At 39.6% G+C, this 18,928-nt stretch carries 13 protein-coding genes; 10 read left to right on the top strand and 3 right to left on the bottom strand.

Annotation, left to right across the window (positions count from 1 at the left end):
- Window positions 1–151: 151 nt before the first annotated feature.
- Window positions 152–790, bottom strand: a complete 639-nt coding sequence (locus NSR00_RS15010; protein ID WP_340789628.1) for a Bax inhibitor-1/YccA family protein — start codon at window positions 788–790, stop codon at window positions 152–154.
- Window positions 791–1,473: 683 nt separating this feature from the next.
- Here NSR00_RS15010 and NSR00_RS15015 point away from each other — a divergent pair.
- From NSR00_RS15015 to NSR00_RS15030, 4 genes are all read left to right on the top strand, one after another.
- Window positions 1,474–3,066, top strand: coding sequence for a sigma-54 interaction domain-containing protein (locus tag NSR00_RS15015; RefSeq protein WP_311066874.1), 1,593 nt, complete (start codon window positions 1,474–1,476; stop codon window positions 3,064–3,066).
- Window positions 3,067–3,304: 238 nt separating this feature from the next.
- Window positions 3,305–4,450 (top strand): iron-containing alcohol dehydrogenase, encoded by a 1,146-nt coding sequence (locus tag NSR00_RS15020; protein WP_340789629.1) that lies wholly within the window; start codon window positions 3,305–3,307, stop codon window positions 4,448–4,450.
- A gap of 20 nt (window positions 4,451–4,470) precedes the next feature.
- Entirely contained in the window at window positions 4,471–5,871 is a 1,401-nt protein-coding gene (locus NSR00_RS15025) for a hypothetical protein (RefSeq protein ID WP_063389297.1), read from the top strand.
- The gene (locus NSR00_RS15030) at window positions 5,868–7,307 is read left to right on the top strand and encodes an NAD-dependent succinate-semialdehyde dehydrogenase (protein ID WP_327856574.1); all 1,440 of its coding nucleotides are present in this window, start codon (window positions 5,868–5,870) and stop codon (window positions 7,305–7,307) included. The genes NSR00_RS15025 and NSR00_RS15030 overlap by 4 nt, the downstream gene beginning before the upstream one ends.
- 243 nt (window positions 7,308–7,550) lie before the next feature.
- Here NSR00_RS15030 and NSR00_RS15035 read toward each other — a convergent pair whose 3' ends face one another.
- Both NSR00_RS15035 and NSR00_RS15040 read right to left on the bottom strand, forming a co-directional pair.
- The gene (locus tag NSR00_RS15035) at window positions 7,551–7,676 is read right to left on the bottom strand and encodes a hypothetical protein (protein ID WP_261308703.1); all 126 of its coding nucleotides are present in this window, start codon (window positions 7,674–7,676) and stop codon (window positions 7,551–7,553) included.
- 353 nt (window positions 7,677–8,029) lie between these two features.
- A complete protein-coding gene (locus NSR00_RS15040) occupies window positions 8,030–9,208 on the bottom strand; it encodes an MFS transporter (RefSeq protein WP_340789630.1) in 1,179 nt (392 codons plus the stop codon).
- A gap of 604 nt (window positions 9,209–9,812) precedes the next feature.
- Between NSR00_RS15040 and NSR00_RS15045 the strand changes: the two genes are divergently transcribed.
- The 6 genes from NSR00_RS15045 (at window position 9,813) to NSR00_RS15070 (ending at window position 18,784) form a co-directional block, all read left to right on the top strand.
- Complete coding sequence (locus NSR00_RS15045) at window positions 9,813–10,805, top strand: Gfo/Idh/MocA family protein (protein WP_340789632.1); 993 nt, start codon at window positions 9,813–9,815, stop codon at window positions 10,803–10,805.
- A 295-nt stretch (window positions 10,806–11,100) separates the two neighbouring features.
- Window positions 11,101–11,931 carry a BglG family transcription antiterminator LicT gene (licT, locus tag NSR00_RS15050; RefSeq protein WP_063389270.1) on the top strand — a complete coding sequence of 277 codons (831 nt, stop codon included), beginning with the start codon at window positions 11,101–11,103 and terminating at the stop codon, window positions 11,929–11,931.
- A 256-nt stretch (window positions 11,932–12,187) separates the two neighbouring features.
- On the top strand, window positions 12,188–13,651 hold the full coding sequence (locus NSR00_RS15055) for a glycoside hydrolase family 1 protein (RefSeq protein ID WP_063389269.1): 1,464 nt from the start codon (window positions 12,188–12,190) through the stop codon (window positions 13,649–13,651).
- A 56-nt stretch (window positions 13,652–13,707) separates the two neighbouring features.
- Window positions 13,708–15,120 carry a glycoside hydrolase family 1 protein gene (locus NSR00_RS15060; protein ID WP_340789633.1) on the top strand — a complete coding sequence of 471 codons (1,413 nt, stop codon included), beginning with the start codon at window positions 13,708–13,710 and terminating at the stop codon, window positions 15,118–15,120.
- A gap of 288 nt (window positions 15,121–15,408) precedes the next feature.
- Window positions 15,409–16,659, top strand: coding sequence for an IS4 family transposase (locus NSR00_RS15065; RefSeq protein ID WP_340786714.1), 1,251 nt, complete (start codon window positions 15,409–15,411; stop codon window positions 16,657–16,659).
- 187 nt (window positions 16,660–16,846) lie between these two features.
- Window positions 16,847–18,784 (top strand): beta-glucoside-specific PTS transporter subunit IIABC, encoded by a 1,938-nt coding sequence (locus NSR00_RS15070; protein ID WP_340789634.1) that lies wholly within the window; start codon window positions 16,847–16,849, stop codon window positions 18,782–18,784.
- The last annotated feature ends 144 nt before the right edge of the window (window positions 18,785–18,928 follow it).

Genomic DNA, 18,928 nt, shown 5'->3' on the forward strand with positions numbered 1-18,928 from the left:
GTAAAATGGCCAAAAAAGGAATCATAAAAGCTTTCCTAACGAGTGAAAGAAGAACCGGCACTAGATGACTCTGACATAAAAATTGCGCCGGTTCTACAAATTTTTAAATACCCGAAATTTTTGCAAGCAGCTTTCTTTTTTTAGCTCTCCTTCAATCTTTTGAAGAAAGAATGCCAAAGATTCGTAAAATTTGAATGAACAGGTTGATGAAGTCTAAATATAGATTTAGGGCTATTAACGGCACTTCTTCTGGATGAACACCGTAATGCTTCATTCGATTAAAGTCATATAATACGTAGCCGCTGAAAATTAATACTCCTATGAAGGAAAATGCGAGCATGCCGCCTGAGTTCAACGGCCAAAAAAGATTAAGAACATAAATGATCAGAAAAGCGAGCAGGGCAGAAAATAACATTCCGCCAAGAAATGAGAAATCTCGTTTTGTTGCAGTTGCATATACAGCTAATCCACTAAAAACAGCGGTTGTGGCGGCTAGTGCCATTATGACCGCGTGCGCGCCGATTGTTGAAACATAATGCGAGATCATTGGATAGGCTGTAATCCCTGAAATAAACGTAAAACTATATAGAAATGTATAAGAAATAGCTTTTTTTCTGCGCAAAAAGAATGCAAAAATAATCATGCCAAGTTCAATTATGGCAAGTGGCAAAAACAGTGATGGCGGCACGTATATTCCCGCTGCCATTCCTAGCATGGCGATAGCCAAAGAAACGGCAAACGCCTTTAAAACACTGGGCATTTGTCTTCTATTCGTAGCGTGCGTATACATTGTTTCCCCCCGCAAATTTGATCTTCGATATAACGGTTAATGTTTTATTCTTTTGATATAATTTACGATTAACTTTATGCAAGGATTCATTTTTTTTAATTCAAGTCTTTGCAAATTCGATTTTGTTTAAACAATGTTCATTTTTTTGCATCCTTTAGAAGCGGGAAGTTAGAAATCAACTATTCTACTGGACTCGACCTTTCTCGAAGAAAAGCATTGTGAGCTTGCAAATGTCAATATTGGAAAATGGAATCGAGCCATTCACACGATTTAGCGGCGAGTTTCTGCTGATGCTTTTCGAATCAAGGAAAGGTTCTAATATTTATAAGAAACTGTTTTGATCTGTGTAATTGAACAAAAGGCTGATTTCTGCTTTTGCCTTTTGTTCAGCCTTCCTGTCATGATCTGTTGAATTGCATAAAAGCGTGCACCAATTAAACCTGCACGTTTTTTAATTTTTTATCTAGAAACTTAAGCTGCGGAAACTTTTTCGAAACGCTGGCCCCAGTGATTAGCCCTCGAAATCAGACCGTTGCCACAACAGCATAAAACGCCTTTATGCTAGAAGTTGGAAGGTACTTGAACTTTTTGCTAAGTCAGAAAACAACCAATCATTTTTCTAATCGTTTATACTAAAACTAATCAATGTAAACAGTTGCAAAGTGGCATTAGGAGGGAATTTTATGACTAGCTTTCGTCCCGATATGTCGGTTGAGGAAGCGATTTCAATTTTTCCTATTGGCGTTAATGAAGTGGAAGTATTTAACGAATCCGGTGAATTTGCAGGCTATTTAACACTTGAGTCGCTATTTGGAGCCGTTCAGCAAGGAGAATTAACAAAACCGATTCGTCATTTTATTTTAACGAATGCTCCTGTACAAAGTCTTGAGCAGCATTCGATCTCTTACTCTCAATTCCAATCTTTTTTTCAGAGCAAATTGTGCCGGATCGTTCTTAACTCATTATATGACGGTGTCTATATAACAGACGGTTCAGGGATTACGCTGTTTATCAATAAAGCTTATGAACGGATTACGGGGATCAAAGAAGAAGAAGTGAAAGGGAAGCATATGAGCCATTTGGTTGAGCAAGGGATTATTTCCAAATCTGCATCTTTAGAAACGATTCGAACGAAAAAGCCGGTCACTCTTATACAGACCATTCGCAATGAGAGGAAAATTATTGTATCTGCAACACCTGTTTTTTCTTCTTCCAATGAAGTGATGTATGTCGTCAACAGTGTGAGAGATATAACAGAACTGATTCGTTTGAAGCATGAATTGGACAGTCAAAAGCTTTCGTATCAAAAAATTTCGCAAAACTCGCTTTTTCCTGAACAAACGGGTTTTCAAAATCTTGTCATCGGTCCTTCTACTTTTCCAATTTTCCAGCTTGCGAACAAAGTCGCCAAAACTGACGCAAAAATTTTGCTGCAGGGAGAAACCGGCGTAGGAAAAAGCTTAATTGCGAAATATATTCATTCGAGAAGCTCCCGAAGCAATAAAATTTTTATGGAATTAAACTGCGGCGCCATTCCTGAACATTTAGTAGAAGCTGAACTTTTTGGCTATGAACCCGGTTCTTTCACAGGAGCCTTGAGAGAAGGGAAAATAGGCATTTTTGAAAAGGCTAACGGCGGGACGTTATTTTTAGATGAAATTGGAGACTTGCCGTTAGAATTACAAGTTAAGCTGCTAAAGGTTGTAGAAGAAAACCGGTTTATGAGAGTAGGATCTACTGAAATGAGAGAAGTCGATGTACGACTCATAACAGCAACTCATAGAGATCTTGCATCTCTAGTAAGGGAAGGGGCGTTCCGTGAGGATTTATATTATCGACTGAATATTGTCACCTTTGATGTTCCCCCTTTGCGGGAGCGGAAGGAAGAGATAGTTCCTTTATTAGAAATGTATTTGAAGGAATTTAATAAAAAATATAATGAAAATAAAAAAATGACCCCGGAATGCATTGAGTGGCTGACAAACTATTCATGGCCTGGGAACATAAGGGAGCTTGCGAATTTAGTTGAGAGACTAGTTGTGACTACCTTTCACGACACAATTGATGTAGGCGACCTTCCTCCTTTCATACAACAGATTTTCCCGGCTTCAAAGCCTAAAACTTTAAAGGAAGCTGTGGCGGAGCTTGAACGCTCCCTCATTATCGATGCACTTAAAAAGCATGGTACGACTAGAGCCGCAGCGAAATTTTTAGGAATTAGCCAAAGTGCCATTGTACAAAAAATGAAAAAACTTCACATACGATTAGAAAACTAATCAAAAAACCTAGATATGATTCGTTTTATAATCAATTTTTCCTGATTTGAACCACTACTTGAATAAAAAACGATCTAAAAAAACATTGAAGATTTTGTTACAAATATTCGAGGCTATTAAAAATTTATAAAAAATACACAAATCATTTTCGAGTTGGCACGAAAATTGCATAGACATTTGAGTGACACCAGGAAAATCAATTCATTTCTCGCTAGTTTGAAAGGAGAGGAAGGAAAAAATGAATATATCTACATTTTCAATGGCGAACAAATTAATTACAGGAACTGATTCTCTCAATCAACTCCCTGAAGAAGTGAAGCGGCTTGGGATAAAAAATCCACTTATCGTGACAGATAAGATACTTATCAAAGCAGGAGTAGTAAAACAGGTTCAAAATTTATTGCCGATGGAGCCGGGAGTATTCTCGGATGTAAATCCGGAACCGGAAATTGAAATTGTCGAACAATGTCTTCAAGCGATAAAAGTAGGAAATCATGACGGGCTGATCGCTGTCGGCGGTGGAAGCGCTATCGATATTGCCAAAGCGGCTTCTGTCATGGCGACGAATAAGGGGAAAATTGAAGAATACTTTGGAATTAATTTAGTGGAATCACCAGGGCTGCCTTTAATAGCCATTCCGACAACTGCCGGAACAGGTTCCGAAGTTACGAATATTTCAATCTTGTCGGATACGAAAGAGCAGGTGAAAAAAGGGATTGTCAGTCCGTACTTATTACCTGATGTCGCAATTGTTTCGCCGATCATGACCATTACGTGCCCTCCTAGCGTGACAGCAGCAAGCGGAGTGGATGCATTGGTTCATGCTGTGGAAGCATATATTTCAAAGTTTGCTTCTCCAATTACGGATGCACTGGCAATTGGTGCGATGAAACTTATTTCCACCCATTTACCGAAAGCGTATTCAAACCCGGAAAACATCGAATCACGTGAGGCGATGATTACAGCGAGTCTCATGGCGGGATTGGCTTTTGGTAATGCAGGTGTTGGAGCAGTGCACGCTCTCGCTTATCCTCTTGGAGGACGTTTTCATATAGCACACGGTGTAAGCAACTCCTTGCTGCTTCCATACGTCATGAAATGGAACAAAATAGCTTGTTTAGAAAGATTCCGTGATATCGCAGAAGCGTTAGGAGAAAAAGTAGATCATCTAAACGATGATCAAGCGGCTGATGCAGCGATTGAAGCGATGATCCGGATATGCCGCTATGTGGAAATTCCACAATCTTTGCGTGAATTTAATATTCCGGAATCTGCGATTTCTGAAATGGCTGAGGAAGCTTTAAAGCAAACGCGGCTTCTGCGCAATAACCCTCGAAAATTAAGCAAAAAAGATATTGAACAAATATACCGTGCTGCCTATTGATAGGAGGGAAAATCATGATCATGAAATGGAAAAATCGTCCGCACGGCGCTGAAACGCCATATATCCCTGCAGGTCCCTTTAAAATACGGCTGCCGTTTATTCATTATCGGTTTGAATGGCCCGATTATGTGCAAGGCTTGCTCATGTGTGCGGTAGACCTTGGGGCTATTACTCTTTTAGCGGATCATTTAGGGATGCCGTTTGAAGTGGCTCTCGCTGTTGTTGTATTGAATGGACTTTTATATTTACTGCATCATCTGCTTGGTGACCCGGTCATTCCAGGTTGGGTCACTCCCGCGATTCCATTGATTGTTTTGTTTGTTAAACAATTTCCTGAAGGTGAGGACCGAATCTATGCACTCATTGCATTTCAGTTGACTCTTGGAATTTTATCCATCATTTTAGGAGTAACGGGACTTGCCAGCAAAGTGGTGCGTTTAGTGCCTGACGCCATTAAATCAGGTATTATACTGGGTGCCGGCATTGGAGCTGTCGTATCGATTTTTGAAGCTGGAGGAAAGTTTGAATTATTCCCGATTACGATCACAATTTGCATTGGCTTTGCGTTTTATCTAATATTCTCTAAACATTTCGAAAAATTAAAGCAAAAAAACAAAGGCTGGGCTTTGTTGGGGAATTTAGGGATTTTACCTGCTATTTTGCTAGCTGTTTTTGTAGCGCCTCTTGTTGGAGAAGCGAAATGGCCGGACATTCAATGGGGTTTCAGTAAACCAGACTTCGCCACACTTTGGGCGGAATATACGGTGTTTGGCCTGGGCTTCCCTGCGTTATCGTTTTTCGTGAAGGCAGTCCCTGCTGTTTTTGCAACGTATTTAGTTGTGTTTGGAGATGTGCTGAAAACGAAAGCTCTCCTTTCTGAATCTGATGTCATACGTACGGATGAAAAAGTTGATTACAATCCGAACCGCGCCCACTTAATATTTGGTGGCCGAAACATTCTGATGAGCATGATCGGCCCTGATATTACGATGTGCGGTCCGATGTGGGCTGCTATGCAAGTGGTCGTGATTGAGCGGTTTAAAAAAGGTAAAGAAGCGATGCATTCGTTTTTCGGCGGAGCAGGATCGTTCCGTTGGGGTACAAATACTGGATTATTTTTGCTGCCTATAGTAAGTTTAGTACAACCGATACTTGGGGTAGCTTTAGCATTGACATTGTTGGTGCAAGGTTATGTAAGCGTTCGTATCGGTGTCATGCAGTCCCGCAGCCAGCGTGATCTTGGAATTGCGGGGATTGTTGGTGCAATCCTCGTCATAAAAGGAGCAACAATGGCTTTTGCTGCCGGCATCCTTTTATGCATCCTGCTGTATGGGAAAGATTTTCTGCGCGGAGAAAACGACCGCATATTTACGCACCACTCGAACGAAGAAAAAGAAAGAGAGGAGATTCAAGCAGTATGAAAGAACAACCATTGACAAAAGGGCTGTATCTTAACGGAGAATTTGTTCAGTTGGATGACAATTTTGCCGTTCAAAACCCTGCCACTTTTGAAACAGTTGGTTATGTGCCGAACGGAACCGCCAAGGAAGCAAAGCTGGCTGTCGATGCAGCTCACGAAGCTTTTAAAACTTGGTCAAAAACGACAGCCTATGAACGAGCAGAATTACTGGAAAAATGGTATAAGCTCATAAATGATCGGCTGGAAGTGTTGGCATCCACGATGACAATCGAGCAGGGAAAACCGCTCGCCGAGGCGAAAGGCGAAATACAATATGCAAACAGCTTTGTGAAATGGTTTGCAGAAGAAGCGAAACGGATTTATGGCGAAACGATTCCGGCATCTGTTCATTCGAAGAGAATTATCGTTCAAAAACAACCTGTTGGAGTCGTTGCTGCCATAACTCCTTGGAACTTTCCGGCGGCGATGATCACACGGAAAGTCGCCCCTGCCCTTGCAGCCGGATGCACAGTTGTCATAAAACCGGCTGAACAAACACCGCTTACAGCACTTTTATTAGCAGAATGTGCTCATGAAGCAGGTTTTCCAGCCGGTGTCATCAATGTTATAACGACTGAAAAACCAGCTGAAGTCGTTGATGTTTGGATGGAAGATTCACGCGTTAAGAAGGTTACTTTTACAGGGTCTACTCCAGTTGGAAAGCTGTTAATGAGAAAAGCAGCGGATACCGTAAAAAAAGTATCGCTTGAACTTGGAGGCTTGGCACCTTTTATCATAACAGAAGATGCAAATATTCAAGAAGCTGTAAAGGGCGTTGTGCAATCAAAATTCAGAAATGCCGGTCAAACGTGTGTATGCGCCAACCGGATTTATGTCCATGAGTCAATTAAGGAGCCGTTTTTAAAAGCATTTCATGAAGCTGTTTTAACGCTGCAAGTAGGGAATGGTCTTGACGAGAAGGTAGACATTGGACCGCTTATTGACGAAAATGCAGTCAAAAAAGTTCAACATCAATTAGAAGATGCAGTCGAAAAAGGCGCGAAACTCCATGAAGGACCTGCCGTGAATATGGACAAAGGATATTTTATGAAGCCGGTTGTAATCTCTGATGTAACAGATGATATGTTGTGCATGCAGGAAGAAACATTTGGTCCATTGGCACCGGTCAGCACATATTCAGATGATGAAGAAGTTATCCAACGTGCAAATGGTACACCATTTGGTTTGGCTGCGTATGTTTACACCCAATCTCTCAAAAAGGCTGTTTGGTTTTCTGAAAATCTAGAATACGGCATTGTCGGAATCAATGACGGCCTTCCGTCTGTCGCCCAAGCACCTTTTGGCGGAATGAAAGAGAGTGGCCTTGGAAGAGAAGGAAGCCACTACGGGCTGGACGAATTCCTAGAAATTAAGTTCGTTTCTCTTCAATTAATATAATTTTGGAAATCCAAAAAAGTGTGGAAAGAGGGTAAAAACACCCTCTTCCATGCTTTTAGCTACAATAGAAAAATCGTAATCTAACACTTTTTCATAAACCCATTCATTGACTAATCTATTCTAACTGACAGCCTTCCGAATTTTCTATCAGGTTTTGTTTGCTGACTTAACAATATGAATTTTAGCTATCACAATTGACAGTTCATAAGGGTCCCACATATCAATTGCTACAAGTTTTATATATCAAGCAAGATTTGAAAGAAATCGAACAATTTCATCTTGTTCGATTGTAATTTCGATGACTATTTTCATTGCTTCCACCTTGCAAATTTTGATTATTTGAAAAGCCCCTGCTTCTTTTACCTTCATTGTCACCTATTACATCTCTGCGTTAGCAACTATAAGGTGTTACGCAACGTAAAAGTCAATAGAAAAAGATGTTATTTTCTGGAGCTTTTTTAAAGATGAAAGTTGCCATATTTTTATTTTGAAAAGTGGCATTTTTTGAGGGATTTTACGTGAAATGGGCTGTGTAAAACAGTGGACAGTTTACAGGAATTCCATGCAATTTTCTGCTTGTGACATGCTGATCTATCTCTAATTTTTATGGGAATTTTGCACGATAATCCGAACACCATAAATTTTTTCTTGAAAAAACGCTCAGCTCTTCCGACAGGGCTAAGCGTTTTTTTTCTGCACTAATCTATTATACTTTCTGACGGTTAAAGACGTTTCTCAGCATACCGAATAAAAGGTACGCTTGATAGCAATAAAGCTGTGATAAACAAGATGACTCCCGCCCAATGGAAATGAATCCAAAAATAGCCCCCAAATGTACCAACTAAGCTTGATCCCAAATAATAGAATAAAAGATATAAAGAAGATGCTTGAGCTTTATTCTTATCCGCCCGTTCTCCAATCCAAGCGCTGGCAATGGAATGACAGCCGAAAAAACCATATGTAAATAGTGAAATGCCGATAATTTTCACCGATACTGGCGGAAAAAGAGTTAATATGGCTCCGGCAATAGTCAAAGCGACGGCAAAAATTAGCGTGGCTGAATGGCCGTGTTCATCAGCTTTTTTGCCTAAAAATACAGAGCTGAAGCTTCCGAAAATGTAGACGATGAAAAGGAAGCCAAGCAATGATTGGCTGAATGAATAAGGAGGCTCGCTCAGTAAATAGCCGATATAATTGTATAATGTCACAAAGCTTCCCATAAATAAAAAGCCCAAAAAAATGAGAGATAAAAGCGGCTTATTTTTTAAGTGTACAGTATATGCCTTTATAACAGCTTCTATATTAAACGGCTTTTTTTCGCTATTCTTTGGTGTCGGTAGAATAAAAGCAAAGACGATGCTTAAAATAAGAGCTAGCGCTCCGATGGAAAATAAAGCGGTCCTCCATGAAAAAAAATCTGTCAACAAGCCAGTGATTATTCGGCCGGCCATTCCGCCGATGCTTGTTCCGCTTATATACAATCCCATCACTTTGCCAATTGCAGTTGGATGAAACTCTTCTGCTACATACGCCATAGCGAGAGAGGGGATGCCTGCTGAAGAAATTCCAAGCAGTGTTCGGAATACAACAAGCAAAGGAAAATTTGGGCTCATAGCAATAAACATAGAGAGCATGGAAGTAAGCAGCATCGAGATGATCATGATTTTCTTTTTTCCAAGAACATCTGACAAACTAGCAGCTACCAGCATCATAAAAGCCAGTGTTCCGGTTGAAGCCGATACGGTTAAACTGGCTGATGCGGCAGAGATATGAAATTCTTTTGAGAAAACAGGCAGTAAAGGCTGTGTTGTATACAAAATGGAAAAGGTGACAAACCCGCCGAAAAAAAGAGCTATGCTGGCCTTTACATATTCTGGACTGTTCATTTTTATGTATACCAATTGGACTCGCCTCTTTCCATTATTTCCAAATATACTATACATCTAATAAGCTAAACTGTCTAATGCAACGAATGAAGTAGAGGCGAATGACAATGAAAGATAATCTGTACGAAATCACTTTTAAGGGCCGACTAGTCGAAAAAAACACAAAAATTCAATCATAAACAAAAATTTAAATCTAGCAACATTCCTCTTTCAAAAACTTGCAAATGTCAAAGCCAACATTCCCTCGGCAACCGAGTGATTTGCCGTATTTGCTGCTGAAGGAATTTGAGCACCGATTCCTTTATGTGTTCACACAACCAAGGGAAAACAATTTATACGATTGTTCCAATTGGTCATTGGCAAAAATATTGCAAGTACAAACAAACATCTTCAAACATAAAAAGTTAGCAGGCGGACAATGTTCCGTGACAGTGGCAGCAGCGGTTTGAATTCTTGTGGAGGAAGCTGCTGAAAAGTTGTATGGACGATGTGTGAAAATGTGGTAAAATATAAAAAATCGTTTTCAAAATCAAAAAATATTAATGTAAAATCAAAAGAATTTCAAAAATAATTGACAAGATTATGTTTTTTCAAAATTGATCTGGAGGGGATTTAGAAATTGAAGAAAACTCGTTGGGGAATAATAAGCACAGCACAAATCGCTAAAAAGCAGTTGATTCCTGCGATTCAAAGATCTAAAAATGCTGTTGTGGCGGCGATAGCAAGCCGATCCGATAAAGTGATCGGGGTGGCTGATGAACTAAATATTCCGAAAGCCTATAAAAGTTATGAAGACTTGCTAAAGGATCCAGATATCGATGTTGTATACATACCGCTGCCTAACCATTTGCACAAAGAATGGATTGTGAAGGCAGCTGAAGCAGGAAAACATGTATTATGTGAAAAGCCGGCAACGTTGACAGCTGAGGAGGCGAAAGAAGCGGCAGCCGTTTGTGAAAAAAACAATGTGAAGTTTATGGAAGCGTTTATGTACCAATTTCACCCACAGCATCAAAGAGTTCGAGACATCATCGCATCAGGTGAAATTGGCGATGTGAAATTAATGAGAGCCAACTTTTCGTTTTATTTGGATCCTGCCTCGCAAAATATTCGTTTAAATTCTGATATGGGCGGCGGCAGTATTTATGATATTGGCTGCTATTGTATTCATTCGATTCGAAATATTATTCAAGCCGAACCGGCTGAAGTGAGAGTAGATGCTGAAATAGATCCTGTTCATCGCGTTGATACGACGGCTGTCGGATATATGGAGCTTGACAATGGAGTCAAAGCCGTTTTTGACTGCAGTTTTCACGCGAGTTTTTCAAATGTTTATGAAGTGGTCGGAACGAAAGGTTCTATTCGCGCTCCAAGAGCCTATCGACCTGACCGCCAAGGAGGAGAAGGCTTAATCATTGTTGAAAAAGAAAATGAGCAGAGAATCGAAAGCATTGTAGCGGATCAATACGCTCTTCAAGTTGAGCATTTTTCAGATGCGGTGCTGCATGGAAAAAATCCTTCCTACACAAGCGAAAATATGATCCAAAATATGACTGTAATCGAAGCTTGCTATGAATCGATCAAACATGGAAAAAAGATTTCGCTCAAATAAAATGACAAAACGGCGGGGCATGTGTTCTCGCCGTTATTTTTTATCATTTTGACCAATAGAAAGCGTACTGGACAGAAGCCAATCCATCTCCCCATTATCGCCGGGTTGCACTCTACTCATGTTTAACTTTTTGTCTATTTAAAAGCGGAAAGCAGTTTTTGCAATCGAAATTTTTTATTGACAAATCCTAATAAATCGTAAATTCTCTTAATTAAGGACTTCTTTCATAAATAATATCGAGTGCATTTTGCAATATATAGGTATAATAGCATCAAACTAAAGGCAGGGGGTACGCGTGAAAATCGCAAAAGTGATTAATAATAACGTGATCAGCGTTATACAAGATGATCAAGAGCTGGTCATCATGGGACGAGGGATTGCCTTTAAGAAAAGACCTGGCGATGAGGTTGATGAAGACAGAATTGAAAAGATTTTTAAATTGGAAAATCAGGATATGGCCAGTAAATTTAAATCGCTATTGTACGAGGTTCCGATGGAATATGTAAAAGTAACGGAGGAAATGATACAATACGCGAAAAATAAACTTGGCAAAAAACTGAATGATATTATTTATATATCGCTGACAGACCATATTAATTTCGCCATAGAACGGCAAAAACAAGGGATAAAGATTGTGAATCCATTACTTTGGGAAATCAAGCGGATATATAAAGATGAATTTCAAATCGCTTTGGAAGCACTGAAAATGATTAAAGACAAATTGGCGATTGAACTGCCTGAAGATGAAGCCGGTTTCATTGCGATGCATTTCGTCAATGCTGAGCTGAATGAAGAAATGACGGATGTCGCCAATATGACAAAGATTATTCAAGATATACTGAATATTGTAAAATACCATTTTAAAATTGAGCTTGATGAGGATTCATTAAATTATTTCCGTTTCCTTACCCACTTGAAATTTTTCGCGCAACGGCTCATAAACAACATGCTGCTGAAGAGCGACGATGATGAATTGTATGAAATCGTAAAAAATAAGCATCCGGAAGCTTATGCCTGCACGAAAAAAATAAAAGATTATATTCAAAAGGTGCATGGCCATGAAATAACTTCGGAAGAAAAACTATATTTGACAATTCATATTGATCGAGTCGTGAATCGTAATTAAACAAAATCTCAGCTTCTCGTAAAAATTTTTAAATGAACTGTTGACAGGAAATGAAAGCGTATGCTAATTTGTAAATAACAACCGAATAGAAACCATTTCATTTAGGATTGTTACTGGTCATGCAGGCAAAACCTAAATTGTTTCGTCATTTTTATGGCGGGCAATTTAGGTTTTTTTATTTTCTTGATCGTATAAGCGCTTTGCGACAGGATAAAGTTGGAAATTTTTTTAATAATAACGAGAGGGTGAATGAACAATGGGCCATTTCGAAGCGAAATTCCCGGAAAACTTTCTCTGGGGCGGCGCAACTGCTGCCAACCAATTAGAAGGTGCTTTTGATGCAGATGGAAAAGGTCTTTCTACTGCCGATATGGTGGCTTATGTACCAAAAGAAAAACGTGGTAAAAACGGACATTCATTAGATGTGACAAGTGCAGAAATCGAGGAAATCTTAAGCGGAGCAGCATCAGATAAAATTTTCCCGAAACGTTTCGGAATCGATTTTTATCATCGCTATAAGGAAGACATCGCCTTATTTGCAGAAATGGGGTTTAAAGTATTCCGTTTATCCATTTCTTGGCCGCGTATCTTCCCGAATGGGGATGAGACCGAACCAAATGAAGCAGGATTAGCCTTTTATGACAAAGTGTTTGACGAACTGGCGAAATATAATATTGAGCCGCTTGTTACACTTTCCCACTACGAAATGCCGCTCGGGCTTGTGCAAAAGTACGGCGGCTGGACGAATCGCAAGGTGATAGATTTCTTTGTTCACTACGCTGAAACCGTATTTAAACGGTATAAAAACAAGGTGAAATATTGGCTGACATTTAATGAAATCAATATGATTACTTTCAGTCCGTACACCGGCGGCGGCATTTTAACCGATCGGGTTGAAAATGTAAAACAAGCTGCCTTCCAAGGGGTACACCACCAATTTGTAGCAAGTGCACTAGCTGTTAAAGCATGCCACGAAATCATTCCGGATGCAAAAATCGGCTGTATGCTGGCTAGATTGGAAGTATATCCGGAAACATGCAACCCGGACGATGTACTTAAAGCATTAAAAGAAGATCAGCTGAACTTATTTTTCACAGATGTTCAAGTTCGCGGCGCATACCCAAGTTATATGAAACGCTATTTTGCAGAAAATAATATTCACATTGAAAAACTTCCAGGCGATGATGCCATTTTAAAACAATATACAGTGGATTTCCTTTCGTTCAGCTACTATATGACACTTGTAGCCAGCACGAAGGATGATGCTGAAGAAGTTTCAGGCAATTTAATCGGCGGTGTGAAAAACCCTTATCTTGAATCATCTGATTGGGGTTGGCAAATTGATCCGGTCGGCTTGCGGATTACGTTAAATAAATTGTATGACCGCTATCAAGTTCCTTTATTTATAGTGGAAAACGGATTAGGGGCCTACGACAAGGTTGAGGAAGACGGCAGCATCCATGACGATTACCGAATCGACTATTTGCGCAAACATATTGAGCAAATGAAAGAAGCGATTGGCGACGGTGTTGAATTAATGGGGTATACAACTTGGGGGCCTATTGACTTAGTAAGCGCATCTACCTCAGAAATGAGCAAACGGTATGGTTTTATTTATGTCGATCAAGATGACTTCGGCAACGGAACATTGAAACGCCTCCGGAAGGACAGCTTCTATTGGTATAAAAAAGTAATCGAAACGAATGGAGAAGAATTGTAAAAACGATTGCGATGTCGAAATCACTCTGTTTAAAAATGAAATGGGAGGTAGTAAGCATGAAACACGAGCGGCGCAAGCCTTTTCCAAACGATTTTTTTTGGGGAGGTTCCACATCAGCCTATCAAGTGGAAGGCGCATGGAATGAAGACGGAAAGGGACCTTCCGTTATCGATATGGCCAAATACCCCGAAGGCACAACTGATTTTAAAGTAGCCAGCGGTCATTACCACCGTTACAAAGAAGATATTGCTCTGTTTGCTGAAATGGGCTTTAAAGCATATCGTTTTTCCATTGCCTGGACACGCATTTATCCTAATGGCGACGGAGAGGTAAATCGAAAAGGGATAGAGTTCTACGATCAACTTATCAATGAAATCAGAAAGCATGGAATTGAACCGATTGTGACGATTTATCATTTTGATTTGCCTTATGCATTACAGGAAAAAGGCGGCTGGTCCAATCGTGCAACGATTGATGCATATGAAAATTATTGCAAAACATTATTCGAGCATTTTGGCGATCGGGTAAAATATTGGCTGACGATTAATGAACAAAATATGATGATCCTTCATGGCGAAGCGATCGGGACCGTTGATCCGAACTTAAAAAATCCAAAAAAAGAATTGTATCAACAAAATCATCATATGTTTGTCGCTCAGGCGAAGGCAATGGCGTTATGCCATCAAATGCTGCCTGATGCAAAAATCGGACCGGCGCCGAATATTGTGACGATTTATCCGGCAAGCTCAAAACCTGAAGATGTTTTAGCTGCCAATAATTACGCAGCCATCCGCAATTGGCTGTATTTGGATATGGCTGTATATGGGCGCTATAACAATATTGCCTGGGCTTACTTGGAGGAAAAGGGATATACTCCAACAATTCTTGAAGGCGATATGGAAATTTTACAAAATGCCAATCCGGATTTTATTGCTTTTAACTATTATACTTCGCAAACAGTAGCAGCAAGCGAAGGAAATGAAGAAGATGTGAAGCAAACAGGAGATCAGCATATTACGGTTGGGGAACCGGGAGTTTATAAAGGAGCCTCCAATCCGCATTTAAAGAAAAATGAATTTGGCTGGGAAATTGATCCAGTCGGGTTTCGGACAACATTAAGAGAAATATATGACCGCTATCATTTGCCATTGATTGTCACTGAAAATGGATTAGGCGCCATCGATCAATTGGAAGAAGGCGATGTTATAAACGACACATACCGAATTGAATTTTTAAGAAACCATATCGAACAAATGCAATTAGCGATTAGTGACGGTGTTGAAGTGTTCGGTTTTTGTCCTTGGTCAGCTATTGATCTCGTCAGCACGCATCAAGGTATAAGCAAACGCTACGGTTTTATTTACGTTAACCGTGATGAATTTGATTTAAAAGATTTGCGCCGAATTCGAAAACAAAGCTTTTATTGGTATAAGCAAGTCATCTCATCGAATGGCGCAAATTTAGAGTAATAAAGGTAAAATTCAATAACGAAACGGTTTTTGCGAAACTGTAAAATCAGGAAGGAATGTTACCATCCGGGCATAACCTGAACTGATTTGAACAACACAGTGCGTTTATTCGTGCGCGTTCAAATTGGTTCAGGTTTTTTATATATCAAATCAGTAGCATTGCATTAAGTTAATTTTAATTTGTCAAGCCCAATTTTATGTTAAATTTCATCTTTTTGGATATAAAAAAACTCCTTATAATTAGGATTGGCAGTCCTATCCAAATCCTAAGAATAAGGAGAAACCATTATGGATAAGAATACCACAGAATCCACAATAAATGAACTATTTAAAGAGATCGATCCAATAACTTTTTCAAAACTAATTAATGTGATTGACGTTGACAAATACATTAAAAAATTAACGGTGTATAAGTTTTTACAACTTTGTATCATCGCTCAGATAAATGAATTGGAAAGCTTAACAAAATTGGCCAAACATTTGAAAGACAAGGAAGAGTTGCAGACATATCTGGAATTTGATGCAATTAGTACTTCGCAACTTTCTCGCAAATTAGGCCAATTATCCCCTCAACTGTTTGAAAAAGTATTTAAATATCTGGTCTTAAAGATCCAAGGGCAAATGAAAAATGCCCCGATCATCCGAAACATTGGTCGTCTTCTGGTCATTGATTCTACCACGATGAGCATGAGTTTGAGCCAATATCCATGGGCAACTTTTCGTAAGACAAAGGCTGGTGTTCGACTCCATTTAAAGGTTGTTGTAACGAAGGATATCACTGTTCCGGATCAAGGGATTATCTTACCCGCGAAACATGCCGATCGCACACAGATGGACGAACTCATTGAAATCGATCCAAATGCGATTTACTTGTTTGATCGAGGGTATGTCGATTACAAACAGTTCGACCGCTTATGCCGAGAAGGGGTGCGATTCATTACCCGGCTTAAAAAGAACGCAGAGATTGAAGTTTTATCGGAACGGATTCCCAATCCAGAACGTTTGATTTATAGGGATCAGATTGTCATTTTAGGAAATGACCGTAATCATACCAAAATGACTCATCCTCTCCGATTGATCGAAACGGTCGACAGCGAAGGGAATCCCGTGATCATCATAACCAATTGCTTTGATCTTTCTGCGGAAGAGATTGCAGATTTATACCGATATCGCTGGAAGATAGAGACCTTCTTTAAATGGATGAAACAGCACCTTAAGATAAAAAGATTTTATGGAAAAAGTCAAAATGCCGTTTACAATCAAATTTGGATCGCCCTAATCACCTATTGCTTACAGGCCATGCTCCAATTAAAAGTGAATCACGATGGTCCTTTATTAGAGATCAAGCGAACTTTACAGAATCTGCTTTTTAAAGGTTTTGACTGTTTTGTTCGCTCCCTTTTTAAAAAGCCAATTCGAACGTCCAACGGTCGGAAAAAATACCATTGGGAAAAAGATTTTGAAACCATCGTGTACCAATTTGAAGAAGGGGAGGTGGAACACCTAGACGATTTAGTTTATGATCCAATGTTTCTGTAATATATTACCAAATTGTGGAAATGGACTGCCGATTAAGACGTCATTGTCCTTTTAAGCTTGCTTAGAAAGATTGTATGTCTGAATATTCAGTTACATGAAATAACTGGAATTTTTATTGAGCTTGACAAACATTAAATTTTTTTATGCAACGCTACTGATATCAAATATATTTTTGGGAGGGTCAATCATGAAATATGAGCAATTGGCTAAAGACATTATCGAAAATGTCGGCGGTAAAGAAAACGTTATAAGTGTTGTTCACTGTATTACAAGATTGCGCTTTCAATTAAAGGACGAAGGGAAAGCGAACACAGAAGTGTTAAAAAACATGGACGGAGTCGTCACCGTTATGAAAAGCGGCGGACAATATCAAGTTGTCATCGGCAATCATGTGCCTGATGTGTATAAGGCGGTCGTTGCTATTGGCGGGTTTGAAGCTGCAAAGCCTGTCGATACGGAAGCGGGAAAAAAGGATAAAAATTTATTCAACCGCTTTATTGACATTATTTCGGGAATTTTTGCACCAACTCTCGGCGTTCTAGCTGCAACAGGAATGATTAAAGGGTTTGCCGCTCTTTTCGCATCACTAGGCTGGATAACAGATAAATCAGGAACTTATCAAATTTTATATGCAATTGGTGATTCGTTATTTTACTTCTTCCCGATCTTTCTTGGTTATACGGCCAGCAAAAAATTCGGCGGCAACACATTCATCGGTATGGCGATCGGGGCGTCATTGGTTTATCCGGCATTATCTAATCTTACTAGCGGAAAAGCGCTTTACACTTTGTTTTCAGGCACGATGTTTGAGTCGCCTATTTATATTACATTTCTTGGCATTCCGGTCATTTTAATGACGTATTCATCTTCCGTTATTCCGATTATTTTGGCTGCTTATTTTAGTGCAAAGGTGGAAAATTGGTTTAAGAAAGTTATTCCTGATGTCGTGAAAACATTTTTAGTTCCTTTTTTTACACTGATTATCATAGTTCCTTTAACATTTTTATTGATTGGACCAATTGCAACTTGGGCAGGAAATCTTCTAGGTCAACTAACAGTTGCCATCTATGATTTATCGCCAATGATTGCAGGTTTATTTATTGGCGGGTTCTGGCAAGTATTTGTGATTTTCGGTCTTCATTGGGGGATAGTGCCGATTGCCATCAACAATATGAGCACACTTGGAGCGGATCCCATTTTAGCACTGACATTCGCTGCATCCTTTGCGCAAATAGGTGCTGTACTTGCCGTCATGGTGAAAACGAAACAGCAAAAATTGAGAACGCTTAGTGTTCCTGCATTTATTTCCGGAGTTTTCGGGGTTACAGAACCGGCGATTTATGGTGTTACGCTTCCGCTCAAAAAACCGTTTATTATCAGCTGTATTGCTGCGGCAATTGGCGGAGGACTCATAGGAGTATTTGATTCAAAAATGTATATGCTGGGAGGTCTCGGAATTTTTGGTATTCCATCCTTTATCAGTCCGACTGAAGGCATTACGTTTGGTTTGTGGGGCACTTTAATTGCCATTACCGTTGCCTTTATCCTTGGTTTTATCCTTACTTTCCTTTTTGGATTCAGTCAAAAATCGACAGCAGAAGCAGATCGGCAATCCCAACAAGCAACAGCTGAGGCTGAAGCGGAAGAAGAATTATTAGGTAAAAAAGAAATTATTTTCAGCCCGTTTAACGGCGAAGTAAAGCCGTTATCAGACATCAAGGATGCAGCATTTTCATCCGGGGCCCTCGGCGCGGGCGTAGCCATTGAGCCTTCGGAAGGAAAATTAGTAGCGCCTGTATCCGGCACAGTAACGACTCTTTTTCCTACGAAACATGCAATTGGCATAACATCTGATCAAGGTGCGGAAATTTTGATTCATATTGGCATGAATACCGTTCAATTGGAAGGTAAATTTTTCACTGCTCATACAACTCAAGGTGCCCGTGTAGAGAAAGGACAGCTGCTCATTGAATTTGACATAAATGGAATTCAGTCGGAGGGCTTTGATTTGGCGACACCGGTTGTTATAACCAACACTAGTCACTACAAAGAAATAAATGAAACGAAAGAAAAACAAATCAAAATTGGCGAACCTTTATTGACGCTTATAAATGACTCGGAATGATTTTGCACAAGAAAAAAGCATCTGCCTGATTAAGGGCAGATGCTTTTTTTAAGAAGATTTTGAACGTTTTGCAGCTTTTCATGCTGTTTTTTTGAAAAAAATACAATTCTTTTATGTAATAATAGTTTCCGTAATATGCGAATA

This window comes from Aeribacillus sp. FSL K6-8394 (assembly GCF_038008865.1).
Lineage (GTDB): Bacteria > Bacillota > Bacilli > Bacillales > Aeribacillaceae > Aeribacillus > Aeribacillus composti.

Excerpts from the sequence above, each read along its gene's own strand:
- NSR00_RS15070 (WP_340789634.1), top strand. The coding sequence starts at position 16,847 with ATGAAATATGAGCAATTGGCTAAAGACATTATCGAAAATGTCGGCGGT.
- NSR00_RS15025 (WP_063389297.1), top strand. The coding sequence starts at position 4,471 with ATGAAATGGAAAAATCGTCCGCACGGCGCTGAAACGCCATATATCCCT.
- NSR00_RS15010 (WP_340789628.1), bottom strand. The coding sequence starts at position 790 with ATGTATACGCACGCTACGAATAGAAGACAAATGCCCAGTGTTTTAAAG.
- NSR00_RS15065 (WP_340786714.1), top strand. The coding sequence starts at position 15,409 with ATGGATAAGAATACCACAGAATCCACAATAAATGAACTATTTAAAGAG.
- NSR00_RS15060 (WP_340789633.1), top strand. The coding sequence starts at position 13,708 with ATGAAACACGAGCGGCGCAAGCCTTTTCCAAACGATTTTTTTTGGGGA.
- NSR00_RS15055 (WP_063389269.1), top strand. The coding sequence starts at position 12,188 with ATGGGCCATTTCGAAGCGAAATTCCCGGAAAACTTTCTCTGGGGCGGC.
- NSR00_RS15020 (WP_340789629.1), top strand. The coding sequence starts at position 3,305 with ATGAATATATCTACATTTTCAATGGCGAACAAATTAATTACAGGAACT.
- NSR00_RS15035 (WP_261308703.1), bottom strand. The coding sequence starts at position 7,676 with ATGAAGGTAAAAGAAGCAGGGGCTTTTCAAATAATCAAAATTTGCAAG.
- NSR00_RS15030 (WP_327856574.1), top strand. The coding sequence starts at position 5,868 with ATGAAAGAACAACCATTGACAAAAGGGCTGTATCTTAACGGAGAATTT.
- NSR00_RS15015 (WP_311066874.1), top strand. The coding sequence starts at position 1,474 with ATGACTAGCTTTCGTCCCGATATGTCGGTTGAGGAAGCGATTTCAATT.